The sequence below is a fragment of the Cocleimonas flava genome, assembly GCF_004339015.1.
Taxonomy (GTDB): domain Bacteria; phylum Pseudomonadota; class Gammaproteobacteria; order Thiotrichales; family Thiotrichaceae; genus Cocleimonas; species Cocleimonas flava.
In genome coordinates this window covers 233494-252989 of record NZ_SMFQ01000004.1, presented here as the reverse complement: position 1 = coordinate 252989, position 19496 = coordinate 233494, and the positions used below count along the sequence as shown (strand labels likewise).

The window sequence follows — 19496 nt, the reverse complement described above, 5'->3', positions numbered from 1 at the left end:
AACAGTGGGCCGTTTTTGTTTCTATAAGTTGTATTTTTTAAGCTTGTCTTTGTCTAACTACTTCATACAGACATACACCGGTAGCTACCGAAACATTCAAGCTGGACACTTGTCCAGCCATTGGGATTGATATCAGTGTATCGCAATGTTCTTCGGTCAAACGACGCAAGCCTTTACCTTCAGCACCCATCACAATCGCGCTCGGTGTTTTGAAATCGTAGGTATATAAGTCACCGGATGATTTATCACTTGTACCAATAAACCAGATACCTTCTTTCTTGAGCTTTTCAATAGTACGAACCAGATTGGTAACTTGAATAAACGGCACAGTTTCGGCTGCGCCAGAAGCCACTTTGCGTGCAGCAGGTGTCAAACCAACTGCGTTGTCTTTCGGTGCAATAACGGCATGTACGCCAGCACCTTCGGCTGTTCTTAAACAAGCGCCTAGATTATGTGGGTCTGTCACGCCATCAAGCACTAAAAGTAGGGGGGTGCCTTCTATATTTTCCAAAATATCGAAAAGATCATCTTCCTGAAAACTCTTCGGTGCATTGTATTCTGCAACCACACCTTGATGCTGATGAGTCTTAGCCAACTTATCTAGACTTGCAGGGTCAGAGCGATGTGCAATTAAGCCACGTTTCTGTGCATGGTTGATTAATTCTTTAACGCGTTGATTGCGTTTGTTTTCTGCAATCCACACTTGAGTAATATTATCTGCATCATTTTTTAGTGCAGATTCAACCGCGTGAATGCCAGTGATCAATGTCTTCATGCTTTATTTGAAACTTCCTAATTGTTGTAAGTTCTGGCTACCAATTGAGCCTTCTTTGTAACAGGAAAACCAGTCAGCAGCATTTGGGATATTTCCCATTTGTTGCTCGGCGGCCTGTGCTGCTTCGCGCGTTTCCCAGTAGACGATGTCGGTATACCCGTCGCCAATGGTGTTTTTATGAATATCCCACTGAATAAACCCCGGTTGTTTGCTCATCCAGCTTTCGATGATTTCACCTGCAATATTTAGTAGGTAGGCTTCATCGACGTCGTCGTCTAACTCATAAGTGATAATGTCTTTAAACATATAAATTCCTTATTGTTTGCCTTTTCGCTTAGACGCTAACTTTGCTTTCTTTTTGGATTTTTTCACATTTTTCGGTGTGGTTTTCTTTTTCTTCTTAGCAGAAGTCTTCTCGGAGTTTTTCGTGTCTTTTTTCGCGTTTTTCGAATAAGAACTTCCAGATTTCTTTTTGCGAGGTTTTCTTGATCCTTGATCATGACTATCTTTCGAGTCACCAGAATCAGGAAGTACAAAATCAATCTTACGATCTTCAAGGTCTACACGAGCAACCAGTATTTCTATCGAATCACCCAGACGGAACGTTTTGCCTGAATTTTCACCTGTCATGGTATGTCGAGCAGCATCAAAGTGATAATAATCACTCTTCAATGCGGATACATGAACCAGTCCTTCGACAAACACATCATCAAGCTCAACGAATAAGCCAAAGCTGGTTACCGTTGAAATAATGCCTTTGAACGTTTCGCCAATCTTATCCTGCATATACTCAGCTTTAAGCCATGACATCACATCACGACTTGCATCATCAGCGCGTTGCTCGCATTGTGAACAATGTTCGCCAAGCTTTTTCATTGCGGCGTAATCGTATCGATAACCTTTGGCCGTTTTATTTTCCAGAATATGCAAAATCGCACGATGTACCAATAAATCAGGGTAACGTCGAATCGGAGATGTAAAGTGAGCATAGTCTTTTCTGGCAAGGCCAAAGTGACGCGTATTATCTGGGTGTTCTTTATCTTCTGGTGCGTATTGTGCGCGACTCATCGAACGCAACATGACCGTTTGAATCAAACGTGCATCAGGTCGATCTGAAACGCTTCTCAATAACTCGGCATAATCTTTGGGTTGTGGATCATCGCCACCCCCCAACTTTAAGCCCAAACCGTTGAGGAATTCATGAACCTTAGCCAGCTTTTCCGTTTCTGGCCCTGCATGCACACGATGCAATGCAGGAATTTTGTTCTTTTTCAAGAAACGTGCGGCACACATATTCGCGGTAACCATGCACTCTTCGATGATCTTGTGGGCATCGTTACGTGTGGTTGGAATGATGTTTTCTATCTTGCGATTTTCACCGAAAATAATTTGCGTTTCGGTGGTTTCAAAATCAATCGAACCGCGATCATCACGCGCTTTGCGTAATACTTTATAGAGTTTGTAAAGATCATCTAAATGATCAATGATCGGCGCATATTCATCGCGTAAATCAGCATTCTGATCAACAACCATAGCCGCCATCTTGTTATAGGTTAGGCGCGCAGCAGAATTCATAACCGCGTTATAAAAGCGATAATCTGTGACTTCACCATTTCCATCAATCGTGGCTTCACATACCATACACAGGCGATCAACTTTGGGGTTAAGCGAACACAAACCGTTAGAGATTTTCTCTGGTAGCATCGGAATCACTTCCGCAGGGAAGTAGACCGAAGTAGCGCGTTCAATCGCTTCTTTGTCTAATTCAGTACCTGGTCGAACATAATGTGAGACATCGGCAATTGCAACGGTTAGTACCCAGTTACCTTGCTTATTTTGTTCACAATAAACCGCGTCATCAAAGTCACGCGAATCTTCGCCATCAATTGTAACCAATGGCATCTGGCGTAAATCGACACGGCCTTTTTTATCTTCTTCTAACACCTCATCGCTGAGTTTGTCTGTTTCGGTTTTAACACCTTCAGGCCAAACATGCGGTAAATCGTGCGATCTCAATGCGATATCGATTTCCATACCCGGTGCCATGTGGTCACCCAGTGTTTCAATAATCTTACCGATTGCCTGATGTCTTGAAGTTGGATGTTCAACAATACGCGCAACCACAATCTGGCCGCTTTTAGCATCGCCACTGTTTTCGGGTGGGATCAGAATGTCTTGTGCGATACGTGAATTATCGGGCGTTACAAAACCCAAACCACTTTCGACAAAATAACGACCGACAACAGACTCTGTGTTGTTTTCTAAAACTTCAATGACGGCGCCTTCGCGACGACCTCTACGGTCGATACCGGTGACGCTGGCAAGTACCTTATCGCCATGCATGACTTTACGCATCTGTTTGCCGTGCAAGTACAGATCGTCAGAGCCATCTTCAGGGATTAAAAAGCCAAAACCGTCAGGGTGTCCTTGAACACGACCTGCAATTAAATCGGCTTTGGTAGTGGGTACATATTTTTTACCACGATTAAATAAAATCTGACCGTCACGCTCCATAGCGCGTAAACGGAACTTCATTGCATCGAGGTCTGGTTGTTCGGTGACGCCGAGAGCATCGGCTAATTCGTTGAATCCCATCGGGTGGCCCGTTTTGTCCATGACATCGAGCATTAACTCACGGCTTGGGATAGGGCGATCGTATTTTTTCGCCTCGCGTTCTTTGTGCGGATCTTTATAATTTTTCATGAGGCGCATTCTACGCCTTTTTAATGATAATTTATCTAATTAAAGTCAAAAAATAATAACGTTTAAATTATTCAATAAAACGAGTTTGGGATTAGCTGAGATTAGCCTGATATTTGATGTAATGCCTGGCTTAGACTTGAATGACTCTTCTATAATTGACGAGCGTAGAACGTATCTTGTGTTTCTGCATACATTCGAGAATTTGAAATATCATTCACATTGTATCCAAGAATCTCCAATACAGTGTCACTGCAAATGATATTAGCGTATATGGAAAGTGGGAATTTCATGTTTTGAATAAAAGAGTAACGTTTAACACGTGTTTCCTTGAGCTCTAAAATAGCTTCAAATCCTCTTTTTTGACCAAGAGCTGCAGCCTTTACCTCGCCATCTTCTAAAATGATTTGGCACGATTGATTCTTATCTGTGGTAATAAAAACAGTACCTGTACTATCTGAACGACAAAATTTGAAAAGGCAGGTTTCTAAATGATTTGAATCGATAATGTGGTGCGTTTGCATGTGTATTTTCAGTCTCCAAAAACGTCAACTTTTAGTAAAAAAAGAGTAACGTTAAATAATTGAATCAACACGGATAATTAGAATTTTTATATTGCTTATCGCATTGATACTGACTGTAAGTGGTGTGAGATTAAACCTTGTTCGAAGTACCAGATTAACGGTACTAAAATAGTTAATTTAAACTGAACTGCAGTGATTTCAAATCAAAGACAGTATTTTTTAAGCTGAATTGGATCACATATAGCCGAGCAAGTTATTGCTCTGATTATCTATTGGTATAAGCTCTGGCGAAGCGCTTGCCTAATTCCAGCTGGCCTTGAGTATCGTAATGAACATGGTCATAAATTTTACCTAGACCATTGGTTGATACCAGTTTCACACTGGGTAGGGTTCTTTGCGTATTAACCTGCGCTTGTTGCACGGTATCGAGCATAAAGAATGCAGGGTCTTCAGGATTCACTTCTCCCATGATGAACACGCTACGCGGCGAATCTAATTGTCTTCTCACGCCTGTGATAAAGCGTTTAAGATTTGATTCGTAGTTGTAAGCATTATGTTCTGAACGCGCATCGCGTTCGCCTTGCATCCAGATCACTGCATCTACTTTTGTATTTACAATATTATTGCTTTGTGTGCCGACTTTAACGAAACCGCGTTGGCGTAATAAACCTGCGAATAAACCAGAACCGGGCAACCATTGATTGATCGAGCTGCCTGTTGCCACATGTTTAATAATGATGTGTTTATCGTTAGGGAAAGCACGGGAAATGGCATGGGCAAAACTCACTTCAGGGCCGAAATGTGAAAACTTCGCCAACTCACGTTTACGACCTTGGTAATAAAACTCAACATTACTCGGCTGGCGTTTTAAAAATGCTGGTAATTGATGTGTTTTGCCTTTGCCCATCATGTTCGATTGGCCGGCTAAAATATACACTCTTTCCTTGGCGGATAGATTACTTGAAACAAGTAACGACAGCGAAAAGACAAGCGCGAATGCAAATAGATAAGTAAATGACTTACCTTGAGTTTTTTGAAATGACATAATTTGTTTTATTCTTAATTAGCTAAGTATTTTAGTTCTTATGCCATCCACTTCGACATGTAAGTTATTCTTGAATAAGCCTAAGGGTATTTTGAGCTTCCTTAAGTTCAAGATTACTGATATCTGACATAAAAACAAGGTAATATTGGTTTTCATGAGAACCCTAAATCCCTACGAAATTCCCTTATCCTCAATAAATTTAATAGAAGCCAGCGCGGGCACGGGTAAATCGTGGACTGTAACCTTGCTGTTCCTTCGTTTGATACTCGAAAAGAATCTCACAGTTGACCAGATTTTAGTCGTAACGTTCACCGAAGCGGCTACCAAAGAACTGCGAGATGATGTGCGTCAAAGATTAGTCGGCGCATTAGCCGCATTTAAAGCAATCAACGAACACGGCCTGACAGATGCACTTAAAAAAGAATACGGCGAAGTATTGGAACTCATCGAACGTGAATCTGATTACGAAGAAGCGATTCGCCGTTTAAATCGCGCCAAACTCAGTCTTGATGAAGCCGCGATATTTACCATCCACGGTTTCTGCCAACGCACCTTGAGTGAAAATGCCTTCGAAGCAGGGCTACCTTTTGAAAGCGAACTGATGGATGATGACAGTGAGTTAATGCAAAAACTCACGGATGATTTTTGGCGAAGGTATACCGACAACGCACCGAAATCATTAATCTTCAAATTACACCAGAAAAGTGTCACGCCCGACTCATTACTCAAAGATATTAGAAATGCTGTGGGTAAACCGTATCTTGAATTATGCGGTCCAGAAAACAATGTAAATTGCTCAAATGATGCTAGTTCGAATGAAAGTGAAAAAACGGACAAATGGGACATTCTGGAAAAAGGCTTACAGAATATTGTTAAACAATGGCAAACAGACGGTGCTGAAATCACCCAAATATTATTAGAAGATAAAAACTTAAACGGTAATAAATTCAGGAAACCCACGGTTGCAAAGTTATGCAACGAAATGAATCAAATTAAAGCCTTGTTTGATATCAATGCAGATTTCATTGAAAGCGCGCAGAAATTTAAACATTCATATATAGAGACAGGGACTAAAGCTAAATGCACCCCGCCAGAACACAGCTTTTTCTCAGCATGGGAATCCTTTTCAGAACTTTGGGAACAACTTAATAAAGGCTCAGATGATTTTCTCAATAACACCCGCATCGAGCTACTGAGATATTTACAAGAAGAACTCCCGAAAGAGAAAAAACGCCTCGGTGTTTTATCCTTCGATGACCTGCTATTACAACTTCAACAGGCGTTAAAAACTAACCCGCAACTGGCGATAGATTTACGCAAGAAATATCAAGCTGCACTGATTGATGAATTTCAGGATACGGACCCGATTCAATACGATATTTTTAGTACTATTTATAATGATCCGCACACCCAAGAAAACGCTGTTTTCTTAGTTGGTGATCCGAAGCAGGCGATTTATAGTTTCCGTGGTGGTGATATTCATACCTATCTAAAAGCCAAAGCCGATACGGATGAAAGCAATCATCACACACTTAAAACTAACTGGCGTTCGCATGACAAATTAATCTCTGCGTTTAATACCTTATACGCTCAGTCTGATAATCCCTTTCAGGATGAAGGCATCGAATACGTGCAGGTCAAGTCGGGAAAAGACCTCAATGATATTCAAGCACCAGAGGCGCGAACTCCATTGCAACTGTGGCGCTTTAATCAAACGCCTGGCGAAAAACCTGATGGCAAACCAGAACCTCAATCTGCCGATGCAATCCGCAAAGAAATCGCCGATGCAGTAGCGGGTGATATTGCAGAATTACTCAATGCATCCAATCAGGGTAAGGCAACCATTGAAGGCAAGCCTATTGGTGGTGGAGATATCGCGATTTTAATCCGCTCGCACACGCAAGGCGATATGATCAAAGCCGCGCTTAATCAACGTAAAATCGCCAGTGTGCAAAGCAGTAAGCAAAGTATTTTCGAAACCCACGAAGCGGTTGAAATTCATCGATTACTCACAGCGATTGCCGATCCGCAACGCGAAGATAATGTACGTCGTGCATTGGTCACCGAACTTATGGGGTATCAAGCACAGGACTTGTTAGATTTAGAGTCAGACAGCAATGCCTGGGAAGAGATTCTATTGTTATTCCAGAACTGGCAATACCAATGGAAGCATCATGGCTTTCTACCGATGATGCGCGCTTTGATGAAATCACAAAACACGCATCAACATCTGCTCAACTTTATGGATGGCGAACGCCGGATAACCAATACTCTGCACCTCGCAGAAATCATCCATCAAGCAGTTCGTAAGAAATCATTAAGTATCGAAGAAGTCCTGTTGTGGCTGAAACAGCGCCAAGAAAACAGCAGCGCCACAGAAAGCGAATTGCGTCTAGAAAGCGATGAAAACCTCGTCAAAATCGTCACTATTCACAAATCAAAAGGTCTGGAATACCCCATCGTCTATTGCCCCTATGTCGGTTTAAGCCCGAAAGCGAATAGCGATAAAATATTCACCTTTCACAAAGACGAACGCAGTTATCTAGAAATTGGTTCATCAGAAAGTGATGAGCATAAAGAACTGAAAAAACAGGAAGAACTGGCAGAAGATACGCGACTGCTTTATGTGGCGTTAACCCGTGCTAAATATCAGTGCAATATTGTGGTGTTCCCAGAAACCATCAGTGGCAGTCCCGATCGTTCTGCACTGGGTTGGTTACTCACCAATGGTAAAAGCAATCCGTCCGGTTCTGGCAAAGCAGAAAAAGAACAGAAAGCCGAATTCAAACTGGCGTACGAGCAAAACTTACTGAAACTCGAAACCGTTGGTAACGGCAATATCTCACTCGATGATTTGCCCGAGTATCCACAGGATTTGGTGTATCAGCCGATTGAAACAAATCAAACCCTGACAGCCCGTGAATTTACCGCCGAGATTAAATCGCAAGCGCAAATCACCAGTTTTAGTGGCTTGACCGCTGGCGCACACGCCGAAACGCCCGATTACGACAGTTTTGTCGAAATCAATAATAAACAAATAGCGCAGGCGGATGATGGCGCTGAAAATATCGTAGAAGCCTTCCCCAAAGGCGCAACTGCGGGTACTGCCTTGCACGAAATTTACGAGAATATTGACTTCACCCAGCCACTGGAAGAGCAAACAGAAACCTTCGATAGAATCCTCGAAAAATACAGCTTCGAAGAAAAGCACAAACAAGCCGCGATGCGTTTGATTGGAGAAAGCATTGAGGCTGAACTGCATCAGAATCAAATGTCAGCAGAAACCGAAATCTTGTCACTGAATAAGCTGAGTAAAGCACAGCGTTTGGACGAGATGGAATTCTATCTGCCACTCGAACGACTCGATATCGAAAAGCTAAAACAAACCTTATTTCAGCATTTACCGGTAGATGACGAATCCGACACAACACCGAAGTGGCGTCAAATCCGCGAAGCTGTAGACACCTTGTATTTCGATGAAGTCGAAGGCTACCTAAAAGGCTTTATCGACCTGATTTTCGAATACAATGGTAAATACTATCTGGCGGATTACAAATCCAATACGCTTGAAAACTATGCGCCTGAAAAACTCTTCACGCCAATGGCTGAGGCGCATTACTATCTGCAATACCTCATCTACTGCGTGGCGTTACACCGCTATTTAGAACAGCGTTTACCCAGCTATCAATGGGAAACGCATTTCGGTGGCGCGTATTACCTGTTTATTCGTGGCATGACAAAAACCGAACAATTAGATCAGGACTCACAAAAAAGTGCCTCAAAGTGGGGGGGTGTGTTTTACCATAAACCGAGTCTCGATTTGATTAATGCATTGGATGGTTTGTTTATGCGTCTACCTAGCCACAACGTACAGCCCGAAACACAGGAGGCAAGCTAATGTCAGAGCAACTCTCCATGTTCGGTGATTCTGCTGATTCGAAAAAGGACGCAAGTGACGTACTGCCAGAAACAGTAGAAACACCATCGACAAATTTGCAGCAACAAGCTCCACCAGAAGCAGAAGAATACGAAGCACTAGACAAGCAACTTGCAGAACTCATGCAAGAGCTAAACAGCTCGAAAGATAAAGAAAGCGACTTACAAATAGCACAAAACAAAGTCATCAAACGCTGCACTTTAGAGATCAGCAAACACACTCGCGAAGGTCAAATTGCGATTCCGGTAACGGAAGAAGATCAAGCCGTATTATTGCAAACCAATGTCGGCGGCGAAGCAGGGGATTACAAACCACTGATAATCGATCAGGGTTATTTGTACCTTCGACGTTACTGGCAATACCAAAACCAACTGGCGAAACAAATACGCGCGCGTATGACTGTTGATGAAGATATTGATTCCATTACCAAGTCGGAAAATCAGGATAGTTGGGCACAACAACGTCTGGATGAATTGTTCTCTGACGATAAAGATAGTGCAAACGAAAAAGAGTCAAAAGAAATCAATTGGCAACGCCGCGCTGTAGAGCTGGCATTAAAACATCAATTCCTAATCGTCTCAGGTGGCCCGGGCACGGGTAAAACAACCACGATAACGCGTTTACTGGCATTATTGATTGAACAGCATTTATCTTCATCAGATGAAAAAACTGCCCCAAAGGTGGGGGGTGGCTTAACAAATAATTTCAAGGTTTTATTAGCCGCGCCAACCGGTAAAGCCGCTATTCGTATGCTCGATTCGATTCGCGATGCGCAAGCAGGTCTGGGTTTGACAGAAGATGCAGCGGCACTCATGCCCAGCGAAGCCAGTACCATTCACAAACTACTCGGCTACCAGCACGGCAGCGTCAACTTCAAACACAATCGCAACAACTCATTGAATGCCGATGTAGTCTTGGTCGATGAAGCCTCGATGATCGATATCGCGCTTATGTCTAAACTTGTCGAAGCCGTTCCCGCTCATGCGAAACTGATTCTCATCGGCGATAAAGATCAACTCTCATCCGTAGAAACAGGCTCGGTATTTGCCGATATGTGTAGCGGATTAGAAGAGGATAAAAGCGAGCACTTGGTGACGCTAAAGAAAAACTGGCGCTTCTCCAAAGACAGCGACATCGGACAAAGCGCGATAGCCGCCAATCAAGGTGATAGCAGAAAATTACTCAGCTTACTCAAAGATAGCAACAGTGAGAATTGTAAACTCATCGCACCAGATACATTAAGAGATGCCGAGCTAATCAAACCGTGGCGAACGTATATCGACGTTATCAATAATCCTGACGCTAGCTACGATGAAATCTTTCAGGCATTCACTCAATACCGAGTGTTATGTGCTTTACGCCGCGGACCGAACGGCAGCGTGAATATGAGCAGTCGCATCGAAACCGCACTGGCAAAACAAAACCAGATACATTTCCGCAAAAAGTTCTCGAACAATAACCAAAGCTGGTATCACGGTCGTCCCATTATGATTACTCAAAACAGTTATGGCAAAGGGCTGTTTAATGGCGATACTGGAATCACCCTGATTAGAGATGGCGAAGTAAAAGTGTATTTTCCTTCTGCTGACGATGGGCTTTCTGCCGCTGATGGCTCTCATGCATACAAAAGTTTCTCTCCAGTGCGACTACCCGCACACGAAACCACATGGGCGATGACCATCCATAAAAGCCAGGGCTCAGAATTCAATCAAGTCGTTTTGATATTGCCACACGAAGAAATGCCATTGCTAACAAGACAATTAATCTATACCGGAATCACCCGTGCAAAAGAGCAGGTGAGTATTGTCGCGAGTGAGAGTGTGTTGGTAACTGGGGTTAAGGCTGAGGTGGTTAAGGCGACTCGGATAGAGCAATCATTATCCAACGCATAACATGAAATATATTCTTGTTATTGCACTAGGCACAATAGTCATTGGTTCTTTATTAACTTTCGGTGTGTATTTTATTTTCGGAGAAAATTTAGGATACTTTTTTGTGAAATTTATAGCCGTTCCGACTGGCGCTATTCTCTCACTATTCCTATTTGTGGCTTATGATACCTTATGGCCTAAAAAGTAATAAAAAATCTGTTTTCTAAATAGATTAGGCATCAGCTGTTTTCACAGCCGATGCCCGTTCAAGCTTTATGCAGCTTCGCCGCGTTGAAGGCTATGAACATCTTTAGCGTGGAGGGGTTTTCCTCCGATACCCAAGTCGCCTTGCTTGATATCCTCGATATATACCCAGGTCACTCCGCGCATGTTTTCACCTTCGATTTCTACCATGGCATCGGTAAGTTTCTCGATGATTTGTGTCTTCTGTGCGGGTGTGAATACATCTTCAATTAGCTTTACGTTGATAAGTGGCATAATATTTTTTCCTATAGTTAATAAAAAGTTGTTAAAAAAAAGTGTATAAATAAAACCAAACAGTTTGTGTTGGTGAGGAAATAATAGAATTCGCAGACAAAAAAAGATGCGACGTAAACTGTAGTAATGCACTACAGATTGTGTAGTAAGCAACTACACATAGTTAACTTAGGAGGTTGTGATGGAGTACAAACAGTTTTGTCCGGTTGCAAAAGCATCCGAGTTATTAGGAGAAAAGTGGACCTTTCTAATTATTAGAGAAGCCCTGATGGGCGCTACAAGGTTCAATGAATTTCAACGCGGCATGGCACTGATATCTCCAACCATGCTAACCAAGCGGCTCAATGAGCTAACAGAAAACGGCCTGATGGTTCGCAAAAAAATCAATATGCAGAAAGGTTACGAGTACTTTTTGTCTGAAGCCGGAAAAGACCTTTACCCCGTCATAATGCAGTTGGGCGACTGGGGAATGAAATGGGCGCGTGGACAAATGCAGAACTCTGAACTCGATGTCGAACTATTGATGATCTATCTGGTAAGGAGTATTAAACCCGAGAAACTCGCAGGCAATGAAACGACGATTCAATTCAACTTTACCGATTTAGAAAATCTAAAAAAATGGTGGATAGTTGTACAGAATGACGAAGTAGATGTGTGCCTTGAAGACCCTGGCAGGGACGTTGATGTTTGGTTTAATACCGACCTACGCACCATGATCGAAGTGTGGATGGGAGATACCACCTACAAGAAAGCAATTCGAGAAAGCCGCCTAAAACTGTTAGGACCACCGCAACTGACGAGTAATGTATCGCGCTGGATGGCCTACAGTATCTTTGCAGGCATTCCCGAAGCGGTCGAAATCGATTAGAGTTTTAATCAACACATTAAGCCGTGTAAATAAGTTTTTTTTGATCGAATGGCGCAATGCTTATTCGAACTAATTATTATAGTTCGTTGAAAAAGTGCCCCAAAGGTGGGGGGTGTTATTAAAACCTAGGTTAGGGGAACTGACTTCTTTGTTAGCACTTTTGATATTTAATCTGGTTCTGGCTTTTCATACTTATTAAAATATCGGCCATAAATCTACAGCCGATATTTTATATACTCACATAGTCAGATTTTATCTTAAAATTTAGCGTTGAATTTTCGTCTGGTAACTAACAATGAAACGCCAAAAAGTATAAACCAATAGCTAAATAATCCACCACCTGAACTTGTTCCTGTCGTTGTATCCGTACTATTTTCGATAGAAGTTGATGCTACAGGTTGATGGCTTAAAGGTGACTTGATTAAACCTTCTTGTCTATCCGCTATATTCAATTCAGGAGCAGATACTCCAGCGCCAATGCTGTATTCAAAGAAGCGATTGCTGGTAGATGGATAAATAACTCTGCTATAGCCATTGCCGTAAAAACTCAGATTGAAATTACTTTGAGTAAAGCTAATTAAATTTCTAGGAATCTTAATCTCAGATAAGTTTCCTGCAAATGAGGCTTCAAGTTCAGACAATTCTTGCCAATTCCAATCACTTCCAGACCCATTGTAAAAGTATAAGTAGTTACCTTCGATCATGTACTCAGCACCAATACCATCACTCAGTAAGTATCCAGAGTCTTTGTTCTGATCAGTATCTAAGTAAACTTGATAAATCCAAGGGATGTAATTACCGCTCAATTCATCAGTAACGATTGGATTGCGATTCTTCTGGTATAAATACAGATTGTCATTGCTATGAGCAAGGCTAGCGTTTATCCAATCAGGTCCTGAAGCCGTTTGAACAATTCTATCTATATCAGTAAATGCCTTTACAGAATCCCATTCACTTATTTGCCCATCAATCACCATAGATTCGTCATCAACTACATTTGAGTATGAATCAAGTGAATTATCTTCAACCACATTGAAGGTAACCGTTGCTATACGCGAATCATCTACTGAATCGGAAGCCTTGTAAGTAAACGTATCTTCACCGACAAAACCCTGATTGGGTGAATAGAAAATTACGTAATCGACATCACCAAACCACCTGAACCAAAAACTACCATTTTGAGGCGTTGAAAGAATTTCGTAAGTTAAAAACTGACTATCAACATCTGTTCCATCAATGTTGTATCCTAATTCACGACTGTTTTTCGGGACAACAAAGTGTAGATCATTCAAAACAGGTGGGGTATTCGCTCCTATGTTTGGAGAATCAGCTAATTTATACGTGAAATATCGAGTGCTGGCATTATCATCGAAAGCACCGTTAGGGTACAGATCAGTAGTAACACCGCCGAATGCATAATTACTTCCCTGAAATACTGCTTTTATTTTTTTAGGGTTACCAATCGAAACTCTAGAAAGTTTATATTCGACCTTGGTTGCAGAGAAATTTGAGGAAAGTGCACCTAGAGTAGACCAATTCCAGTTTGAACCAGAACCCTCATATTTCATTAATACATTGCCTTCAATCACATAATCAGCGCCGAATACATTACTTAGTTGAAATCCAGTGTCAGAAGAATCATCCGTATCAAGAAATACCTGATAGCCCCAGGAAAAGCCTAAACGTGATCCGTGGGTAGTTGTTTCACTAATATTGGAAAAGTTATTTTCATAGAAAATAAATAAACTATTTTCATCATCAGCCATCGTCGCGACTTTCCAATTGATTCTTTCAGACTCTGTTTGAGGGATATCATCACTATCATCAAGTGGAAAATAATTTAAGCCAAGCCAATCACTTTTAATACTAGAGTTAGTTTCAATATCACCCACGTTGATAGGGTTTGAAATTTCTTCAGCGTAAAGAGATGTTATCTGTAATCCACCAATCAGTAGAATTAAGAGATAAGATTTTAGGGATTTAAAAACTAAGAGAGATATCATGATTTTTTATTTGAATAATTATTAGTAGAAGGGATTAGAACACTGAATAGCGGGTAATAGTGCTTCTAACGATAAAAGGCATAATTAAACGGTTAAACAAAACGGTTAAACAAAACTAATATATATAGAATATTTCTTAGTCTACTGAATGGGACTCTTAAAATGATAACAAGCAGATCAAATAAAACGGTAATCTTGAGATTAATCGAAAAAGCAGCTTTCTGAGGCTCAGCAAGAGCCAAGAAAGTTCATCGTAGTTTCTGTAAGGAATCGTCTATGGACAGTGGTCGATCAAACACTGTTGTTATTTACTGCTACGAAAAAGTGCCTCGCAAAGCATAAATTCTATTTACGTTTTTAAAACACAAAAACGTAATATCATTCATAAGTAGGGGGGTGTCATTTTAAAAACACCTTCCTAATTTCATTTAAACCGTTCTTATAACAACCTGCTATCAGTATCAGCCTGATATGTTTATTTGGGGCTCCAGTCTCCATCGCCTAGTAAACCCTCAATGAGATCACCCAATGAAATATTGAAATATTCTAGAAAGGCTTTTTCACCGCCATCACTAAAATGTGCGTCATTGCAAAAACGTGCGAACAGTTCATAGTCTTCAGAAATATTTCTCACTAATAACTGGCCCAAGTGATAGCTGAGTTCTTGTCCAACACCTGTACTCCCAAAGCTGGAGCCATCCCAGAAGGCTTGAATATTATCCTCGTTCCAGTATTTTTGATGTTTGAAAATAATGGCTGTATTCATCTGAAAATGATTTCTATTCAAAACAACATCTTCCATCGAAACCGCCAACCCCTCATTTAACCAGAGCGGTATAGGTAGATGAGCCAAACACGCATGAGTTAATTCGTGGGCAGCGACTGATTCTGTGAAAGAGATTTCTTGTGATGGGAAAACAAAATGGCCGTATCCATCATTTAAATACACCCCGCCACTTAAGCCGACTTTTGAATCCTCGGGGTAGAACATGAAGAGATAATCATAATACGTCTCTTGATCAGCCGTGATGATCAGAACATGTTTAGCAAAACCGTCATCTGATGCGACATCTTTAAGATTATCTAAAATTTTCGTTCTTGAGAATTCCAGGAACTTAAGAAAATGATTCGTGTATTTCTCATCTTCAGCACTTAAGATGATGAAGTTCTGTGACTCTACGGTGGAATATGATTCGCTGGTTCTTGGCGCTAGCTCCTGCGCTCGTTTCGACGTCAGTTCTGACGCTAACTGCGCCAACCATTTATCGCACTCATTCAACCAAAACGTATTCTGTTCTTTGAATGAAGCATTTGCATCTACATTGCCTCCGATAGAATACCAATCTGGTTTGTAATATTTCACATGCTAGTCCGAATCATTGTGTAGTTTGTAAAATATAATATCAGATGAATTATTTCATCTTATTGATGATAGGTGGTTTTGATAGTTCTTGTTGTGAAGCTTGAGATTAAGAGTAGGGTTAGAATTGATCAGTTGTTAGAAAAAGTAGCTTTCTGAGGCTCACCAAGAGCCAAGAAAGTTCATCGTAGATTCTGTAAGGAATCGTCGATGTACGATGGTCAATTAACTACTATTGATATTTCTTTCGTAATCAAAAAGTGCCTCAAAGTAGGGGCGTCCTTTTTATACAAAATATATTCTATTAATAGAATAAGAAAAAATATATGATGAAACAAACAAAATATTACCAACCATAATCGATAAATATGAAAACTTAATTTATGAATTTTGAAATACTAGATAGAAAAGAAGAAAATAACAGTACTTGTCTTTTAATAAAAGCTTCCTTGAAAGATTACATTTCAACTTTACCTTCCGACTACGATAATTACGATGTCCAACGTTCAATTGTTAATAATTCTTATCTGGATAGATTAGTTAATACTATTCTTAAAAAAGGACACATTCCTTCAATTACTTTGATATCAGATAAAGATGTCAATGAGTTACAGAACGAAATAGTGGATGATTTTAAAATTCTAGATGGGCTTCAAAGAACTCATCGAATGAAACTAATTTATGAGACAAAAGAGCTTTTTCTTAGGGATATAAAGGATGCCTATGAACAATTAACTGATTTTCAGTTTAAAAGAAAATTTCGTGACCAACTTTTAGAAATAGGTTCTTCGAGTAACATACTAATAGAAATCAAAAAATTCTTCGAAGAACATGGTGAAAATGAACTTAATGATTGTTTTGATGCTAACTATCAATGGTTCGAGTTGTGGAGTGGATTATCTCCAGAAGATGAAGTTAGAAAAATGTTAGTTTTGAATGCTGGTCATAAACCAGTAAACATAAAGCATCAACTTGAATTGTTATTTCAAAATATTCTTCCAATTATGGAAGATGTTAAAAGTGGTAGTATTTCAATAAAAAGAGAGAAGGAAGTTTCTAGTATTACGTTCAGTAAACAAAGAGAACTAGGCACTTATCATTTCTCACATCTAATATCAGCACTAATTTCTTTTTTAGATAAAAAGCCAGTTACAACAAATACTCAATTTATAGCAAAGATGCAAGAAGATGAAAAAAAGCTATATGAGCTTATGAGTTATTTTTCATATGAACTAATAGAGAAATTTATAAAATCTGTATATGCAATTGATGTGGCAGCCAAAAGAGAGTTTCAAGACCTAGGAACTCAATGGGTTGGTAGAGAAGTATCACTTGTATCTTTGTTTGGAGCTATTGGACAACAAATATCTGATGTTAATCAGATAGATGAATGCATAGGTCGGCTTGCTGATAATTTCGAAAAATGTAACTTACTAGAATATGAAGAATGTAGAAATAGTGTTGATTTAGCAAAAGTTAATATTGGAAATATAAATAAAAAGAACATATATAATGCTTTTATAAAATTTTCAGAATCAGGTTTCACTGAAACTATCAATTGGAGAGATATATTTTCAGGGGGTGATTTGTGAAAAAAGCTGAATCATTATATTCCGATCTTATAGCTTGTATTTCAAATATATCTGAGGAATCTGAAGCGTTAGAAACTTATTGGAATACCTTAGATGAAGAGAAACAAAATTTATTTGATAGTTTGACAGAAAATATATCTTTAGAAAAAATTAAATTACAAACGTGCAAAAGAAACTGCACTATTTACAATAATTATGATTCTTTGAAAGAGCAGTTTTTACAATTTAATAATGACTTTTCAGCGTTTCCAGGTTTTTCGTATTCGAAGGTTATTTTTATTATCATGATTTCAGAACGTATAATTGAAAATATTACTGAAATTCAAGATGAAGACATTGGTATTTCCTTTCAATTTGCTGAAGTACAACTTGGTTTTGACTCTCATGCGTACGCTAGTAACCTTGGGGATGCTTCTAAAAATCTAATATGGTTTAACCCTGTTGATGAAACTTCATTAAATGAACTCATTTGTTTTGAGTCTGATATTGAATGTTGGTATTCAATACTTTCATCATCTTGTGATATTGATTTTAATACTATTCAAGAATTACTTTTTTGTGATGAATCGGTTTTGGTTGCTGGATCAGCCAATAAAAATGTTATTGAGTTACTTAAAATTCATATGGCTTCATCAGGTGAACAGACAGTTCCAGTAATCGATTATCTGCCTACACCTTCAAATTCTTCAATCGAACTTTATTCACCAAGTTTATCTTATGCTCAGTTTGAAGATGTAGTTGGGATATTAGGTGAATATAATAATCGTAAAGATGTACTGACAAAATATCTTTCAATTTTTCATATAATTGAAAATTTTATGTTTAAAGCTCCAATTGTAAGCCTTGAACGAACATCAACGAATACTATGTTCTCAATAAGAGACTTTAAAAGGTTATATAAATCAGTAGAAATCAATGAAAATAAAGCAATTAGAGATTTGTTTGAACGAAGCTTTTTATTGCCATTTGATGGCAATACTTTTAATAAGTTTGCTTATGATGAATGGAAAGCTTTTATAGCTAGGAATTCTAGTAATGTTGCTGAAATTGAGGAATTCTTAGAAAAGTTGTCATTGTTTAAAAGTTACAACTCTTTAACATTATTAAACATCAGTACATTTCTCTCTAGTGTAGTTTATAAAGTGCGTTGTTCAATTGTTCATAATAAAGAAACTGAATTTCATATCTCTAGTGAAAAGTATCCTATTGGATGTAAGATAATTCTTGAAGATTTTTTGTTGAAGATTCTCGAAGAAATGGTGTTTCTATTATTAAGTGCTGAAAATGATTTAGTTTGGTACAAGTCCAATTCAATAACTCTTTGGGATGAAAGCGCTTAGGAATAATATGGAATCTAAAATACCTCTTCCTACTGACAACATTTACAAGTTCTATGCCATGTTTGGTTTATTACTACTTATCACCAGCATCTTAGGAACTATATGGGTTGGTACTTCTACCAACGAAAAACTACATTATCTAGTTAAAGAATATGAGAGTATTCCAGGTACAGAGGAAGTAAAAGAAAAGACTGGTATTGGCAAATTTATTGAAGCACGTATTAAGGCTCAAGTAAAAAACAAACAAACCTATATCTATGGACTTTCAGGGACAACAACTATAGCAATTTTGCTGATGTTTTATGGCTTTAGGCAATGGCATACAAAAATACAACCTAAGCAAGATGAGTACTTTGATTTGCAGTTACAAAAGTTAAAACGAGAAATTGAAAGTACTGAGAATAAAACCGCCCAAAAGTAGGGGGGTGACTTTTAAAGTACATATAACGCAGTAGGTCGGATAATGAACGCCATCCGACATTTCAATCAGATCAATCATATTCATGTCGGGTGGCGCTATGCTTATCCAACCTACCGATATTATTGTTCATCGAGAAAAAGTGCCCATAAGTAGGGGGTGACTTTCTGATTATTTCTACTCCGAAATAAATAGGACAACCAAACGCTCATAAGCAATATTCAACCGGTAGACGAGCCTGTAAGTTATTGATATATCCTCGACAAACGGTTACTCATGAAACCAAGGAAGATTCTGATTGATAAAAACTGCCTCGCAAAGCATAAATTCTATTTACGTTTTTAAACGCGACAAAAACGTAATATCATTCAAAACTAGGGGGGGCTATTTCATTATTCTTATTTAGCTATGTAACTGGACACCCCTTTTATAATCGTTGGTATATTGCCAATTATTATCTGATGTCTGTATCTTTGTGTGTTATCAACAAGCCATTTGTAAACCTCCCAAGTTTTTTGACATGTCCATTAAATAGGTGCTATTAACAGGTCTTTCTGTTCTTTAA

The 19496-nt window shown here is 39.4% G+C and carries 14 protein-coding genes; 6 read left to right on the top strand and 8 right to left on the bottom strand.

Features of this window, described 5'->3' with window-relative positions; translation table 11 throughout:
• Positions 1-37: 37 nt before the first annotated feature.
• The 5 genes from rlmB to EV695_RS12865 all read right to left on the bottom strand — a co-directional run bounded on the left by rlmB (position 38) and on the right by EV695_RS12865 (position 5044).
• On the bottom strand, positions 38-775 hold the full coding sequence (gene rlmB, locus EV695_RS12885) for a 23S rRNA (guanosine(2251)-2'-O)-methyltransferase RlmB (protein ID WP_131906397.1): 738 nt from the start codon (positions 773-775) through the stop codon (positions 38-40).
• Between the two features lie 3 nt (positions 776-778).
• Complete coding sequence (locus EV695_RS12880; protein WP_131906396.1) at positions 779-1081, bottom strand: antibiotic biosynthesis monooxygenase family protein; 303 nt, start codon at positions 1079-1081, stop codon at positions 779-781.
• A 9-nt stretch (positions 1082-1090) separates the two neighbouring features.
• On the bottom strand, positions 1091-3478 hold the full coding sequence (gene rnr, locus EV695_RS12875; protein ID WP_131906395.1) for a ribonuclease R: 2388 nt from the start codon (positions 3476-3478) through the stop codon (positions 1091-1093).
• A 149-nt stretch (positions 3479-3627) separates the two neighbouring features.
• On the bottom strand, positions 3628-3999 hold the full coding sequence (locus EV695_RS12870) for a hypothetical protein (protein WP_131906394.1): 372 nt from the start codon (positions 3997-3999) through the stop codon (positions 3628-3630).
• Between the two features lie 265 nt (positions 4000-4264).
• Positions 4265-5044, bottom strand: a complete 780-nt coding sequence (locus EV695_RS12865) for a sialate O-acetylesterase (protein WP_131906393.1) — start codon at positions 5042-5044, stop codon at positions 4265-4267.
• 154 nt (positions 5045-5198) lie between these two features.
• Here EV695_RS12865 and recB point away from each other — a divergent pair, with 154 nt between their 5' ends.
• Positions 5199-8942 carry an exodeoxyribonuclease V subunit beta gene (gene recB / locus EV695_RS12860; RefSeq protein ID WP_131906392.1) on the top strand — a complete coding sequence of 1248 codons (3744 nt, stop codon included), beginning with the start codon at positions 5199-5201 and terminating at the stop codon, positions 8940-8942.
• Complete coding sequence (gene recD / locus EV695_RS12855) at positions 8942-10873, top strand: exodeoxyribonuclease V subunit alpha (protein WP_131906391.1); 1932 nt, start codon at positions 8942-8944, stop codon at positions 10871-10873. Before recB ends, recD begins: the two co-directional genes overlap by 1 nt.
• A gap of 252 nt (positions 10874-11125) precedes the next feature.
• Here the strand turns inward: recD and EV695_RS12850 are convergent, their stop codons facing one another.
• Positions 11126-11350: a tautomerase family protein gene (locus EV695_RS12850; RefSeq protein ID WP_131906390.1), complete on the bottom strand. Its 225-nt coding sequence runs from the start codon at positions 11348-11350 to the stop codon at positions 11126-11128.
• A gap of 181 nt (positions 11351-11531) precedes the next feature.
• On the opposite strand from EV695_RS12850, the gene EV695_RS12845 reads away from it, so the two are divergent.
• On the top strand, positions 11532-12218 hold the full coding sequence (locus tag EV695_RS12845; protein WP_131906389.1) for a winged helix-turn-helix transcriptional regulator: 687 nt from the start codon (positions 11532-11534) through the stop codon (positions 12216-12218).
• A 257-nt stretch (positions 12219-12475) separates the two neighbouring features.
• Here the strand turns inward: EV695_RS12845 and EV695_RS12840 are convergent, their stop codons facing one another.
• Both EV695_RS12840 and EV695_RS12835 read right to left on the bottom strand, forming a co-directional pair.
• Positions 12476-14221 (bottom strand): Ig-like domain-containing protein, encoded by a 1746-nt coding sequence (locus EV695_RS12840; protein WP_131906388.1) that lies wholly within the window; start codon positions 14219-14221, stop codon positions 12476-12478.
• Positions 14222-14696: 475 nt separating this feature from the next.
• A complete protein-coding gene (locus EV695_RS12835; RefSeq protein ID WP_131906387.1) occupies positions 14697-15584 on the bottom strand; it encodes a hypothetical protein in 888 nt (295 codons plus the stop codon).
• Between the two features lie 380 nt (positions 15585-15964).
• On the opposite strand from EV695_RS12835, the gene EV695_RS12830 reads away from it, so the two are divergent.
• From EV695_RS12830 to EV695_RS12820, 3 genes are read left to right on the top strand one after another with little or no spacing between them, the layout of a single operon-like run.
• Positions 15965-17173, top strand: a complete 1209-nt coding sequence (locus tag EV695_RS12830; RefSeq protein WP_131906386.1) for a hypothetical protein — start codon at positions 15965-15967, stop codon at positions 17171-17173.
• Positions 17170-18513, top strand: a complete 1344-nt coding sequence (locus EV695_RS12825) for a hypothetical protein (protein ID WP_131906385.1) — start codon at positions 17170-17172, stop codon at positions 18511-18513. Before EV695_RS12830 ends, EV695_RS12825 begins: the two co-directional genes overlap by 4 nt.
• A 7-nt stretch (positions 18514-18520) precedes the next feature.
• Positions 18521-18934, top strand: coding sequence for a hypothetical protein (locus EV695_RS12820; protein WP_131906384.1), 414 nt, complete (start codon positions 18521-18523; stop codon positions 18932-18934).
• Positions 18935-19496 lie beyond the last annotated feature (562 nt).

Excerpts from the sequence above, each read along its gene's own strand:
- rlmB (WP_131906397.1), bottom strand. The coding sequence starts at position 775 with ATGAAGACATTGATCACTGGCATTCACGCGGTTGAATCTGCACTAAAA.
- EV695_RS12880 (WP_131906396.1), bottom strand. The coding sequence starts at position 1,081 with ATGTTTAAAGACATTATCACTTATGAGTTAGACGACGACGTCGATGAA.
- rnr (WP_131906395.1), bottom strand. The coding sequence starts at position 3,478 with ATGAAAAATTATAAAGATCCGCACAAAGAACGCGAGGCGAAAAAATAC.
- EV695_RS12870 (WP_131906394.1), bottom strand. The coding sequence starts at position 3,999 with ATGCAAACGCACCACATTATCGATTCAAATCATTTAGAAACCTGCCTT.
- EV695_RS12865 (WP_131906393.1), bottom strand. The coding sequence starts at position 5,044 with ATGTCATTTCAAAAAACTCAAGGTAAGTCATTTACTTATCTATTTGCA.
- recB (WP_131906392.1), top strand. The coding sequence starts at position 5,199 with ATGAGAACCCTAAATCCCTACGAAATTCCCTTATCCTCAATAAATTTA.
- recD (WP_131906391.1), top strand. The coding sequence starts at position 8,942 with ATGTCAGAGCAACTCTCCATGTTCGGTGATTCTGCTGATTCGAAAAAG.
- EV695_RS12850 (WP_131906390.1), bottom strand. The coding sequence starts at position 11,350 with ATGCCACTTATCAACGTAAAGCTAATTGAAGATGTATTCACACCCGCA.
- EV695_RS12845 (WP_131906389.1), top strand. The coding sequence starts at position 11,532 with ATGGAGTACAAACAGTTTTGTCCGGTTGCAAAAGCATCCGAGTTATTA.
- EV695_RS12840 (WP_131906388.1), bottom strand. The coding sequence starts at position 14,221 with ATGATATCTCTCTTAGTTTTTAAATCCCTAAAATCTTATCTCTTAATT.
- EV695_RS12830 (WP_131906386.1), top strand. The coding sequence starts at position 15,965 with ATGAATTTTGAAATACTAGATAGAAAAGAAGAAAATAACAGTACTTGT.
- EV695_RS12820 (WP_131906384.1), top strand. The coding sequence starts at position 18,521 with ATGGAATCTAAAATACCTCTTCCTACTGACAACATTTACAAGTTCTAT.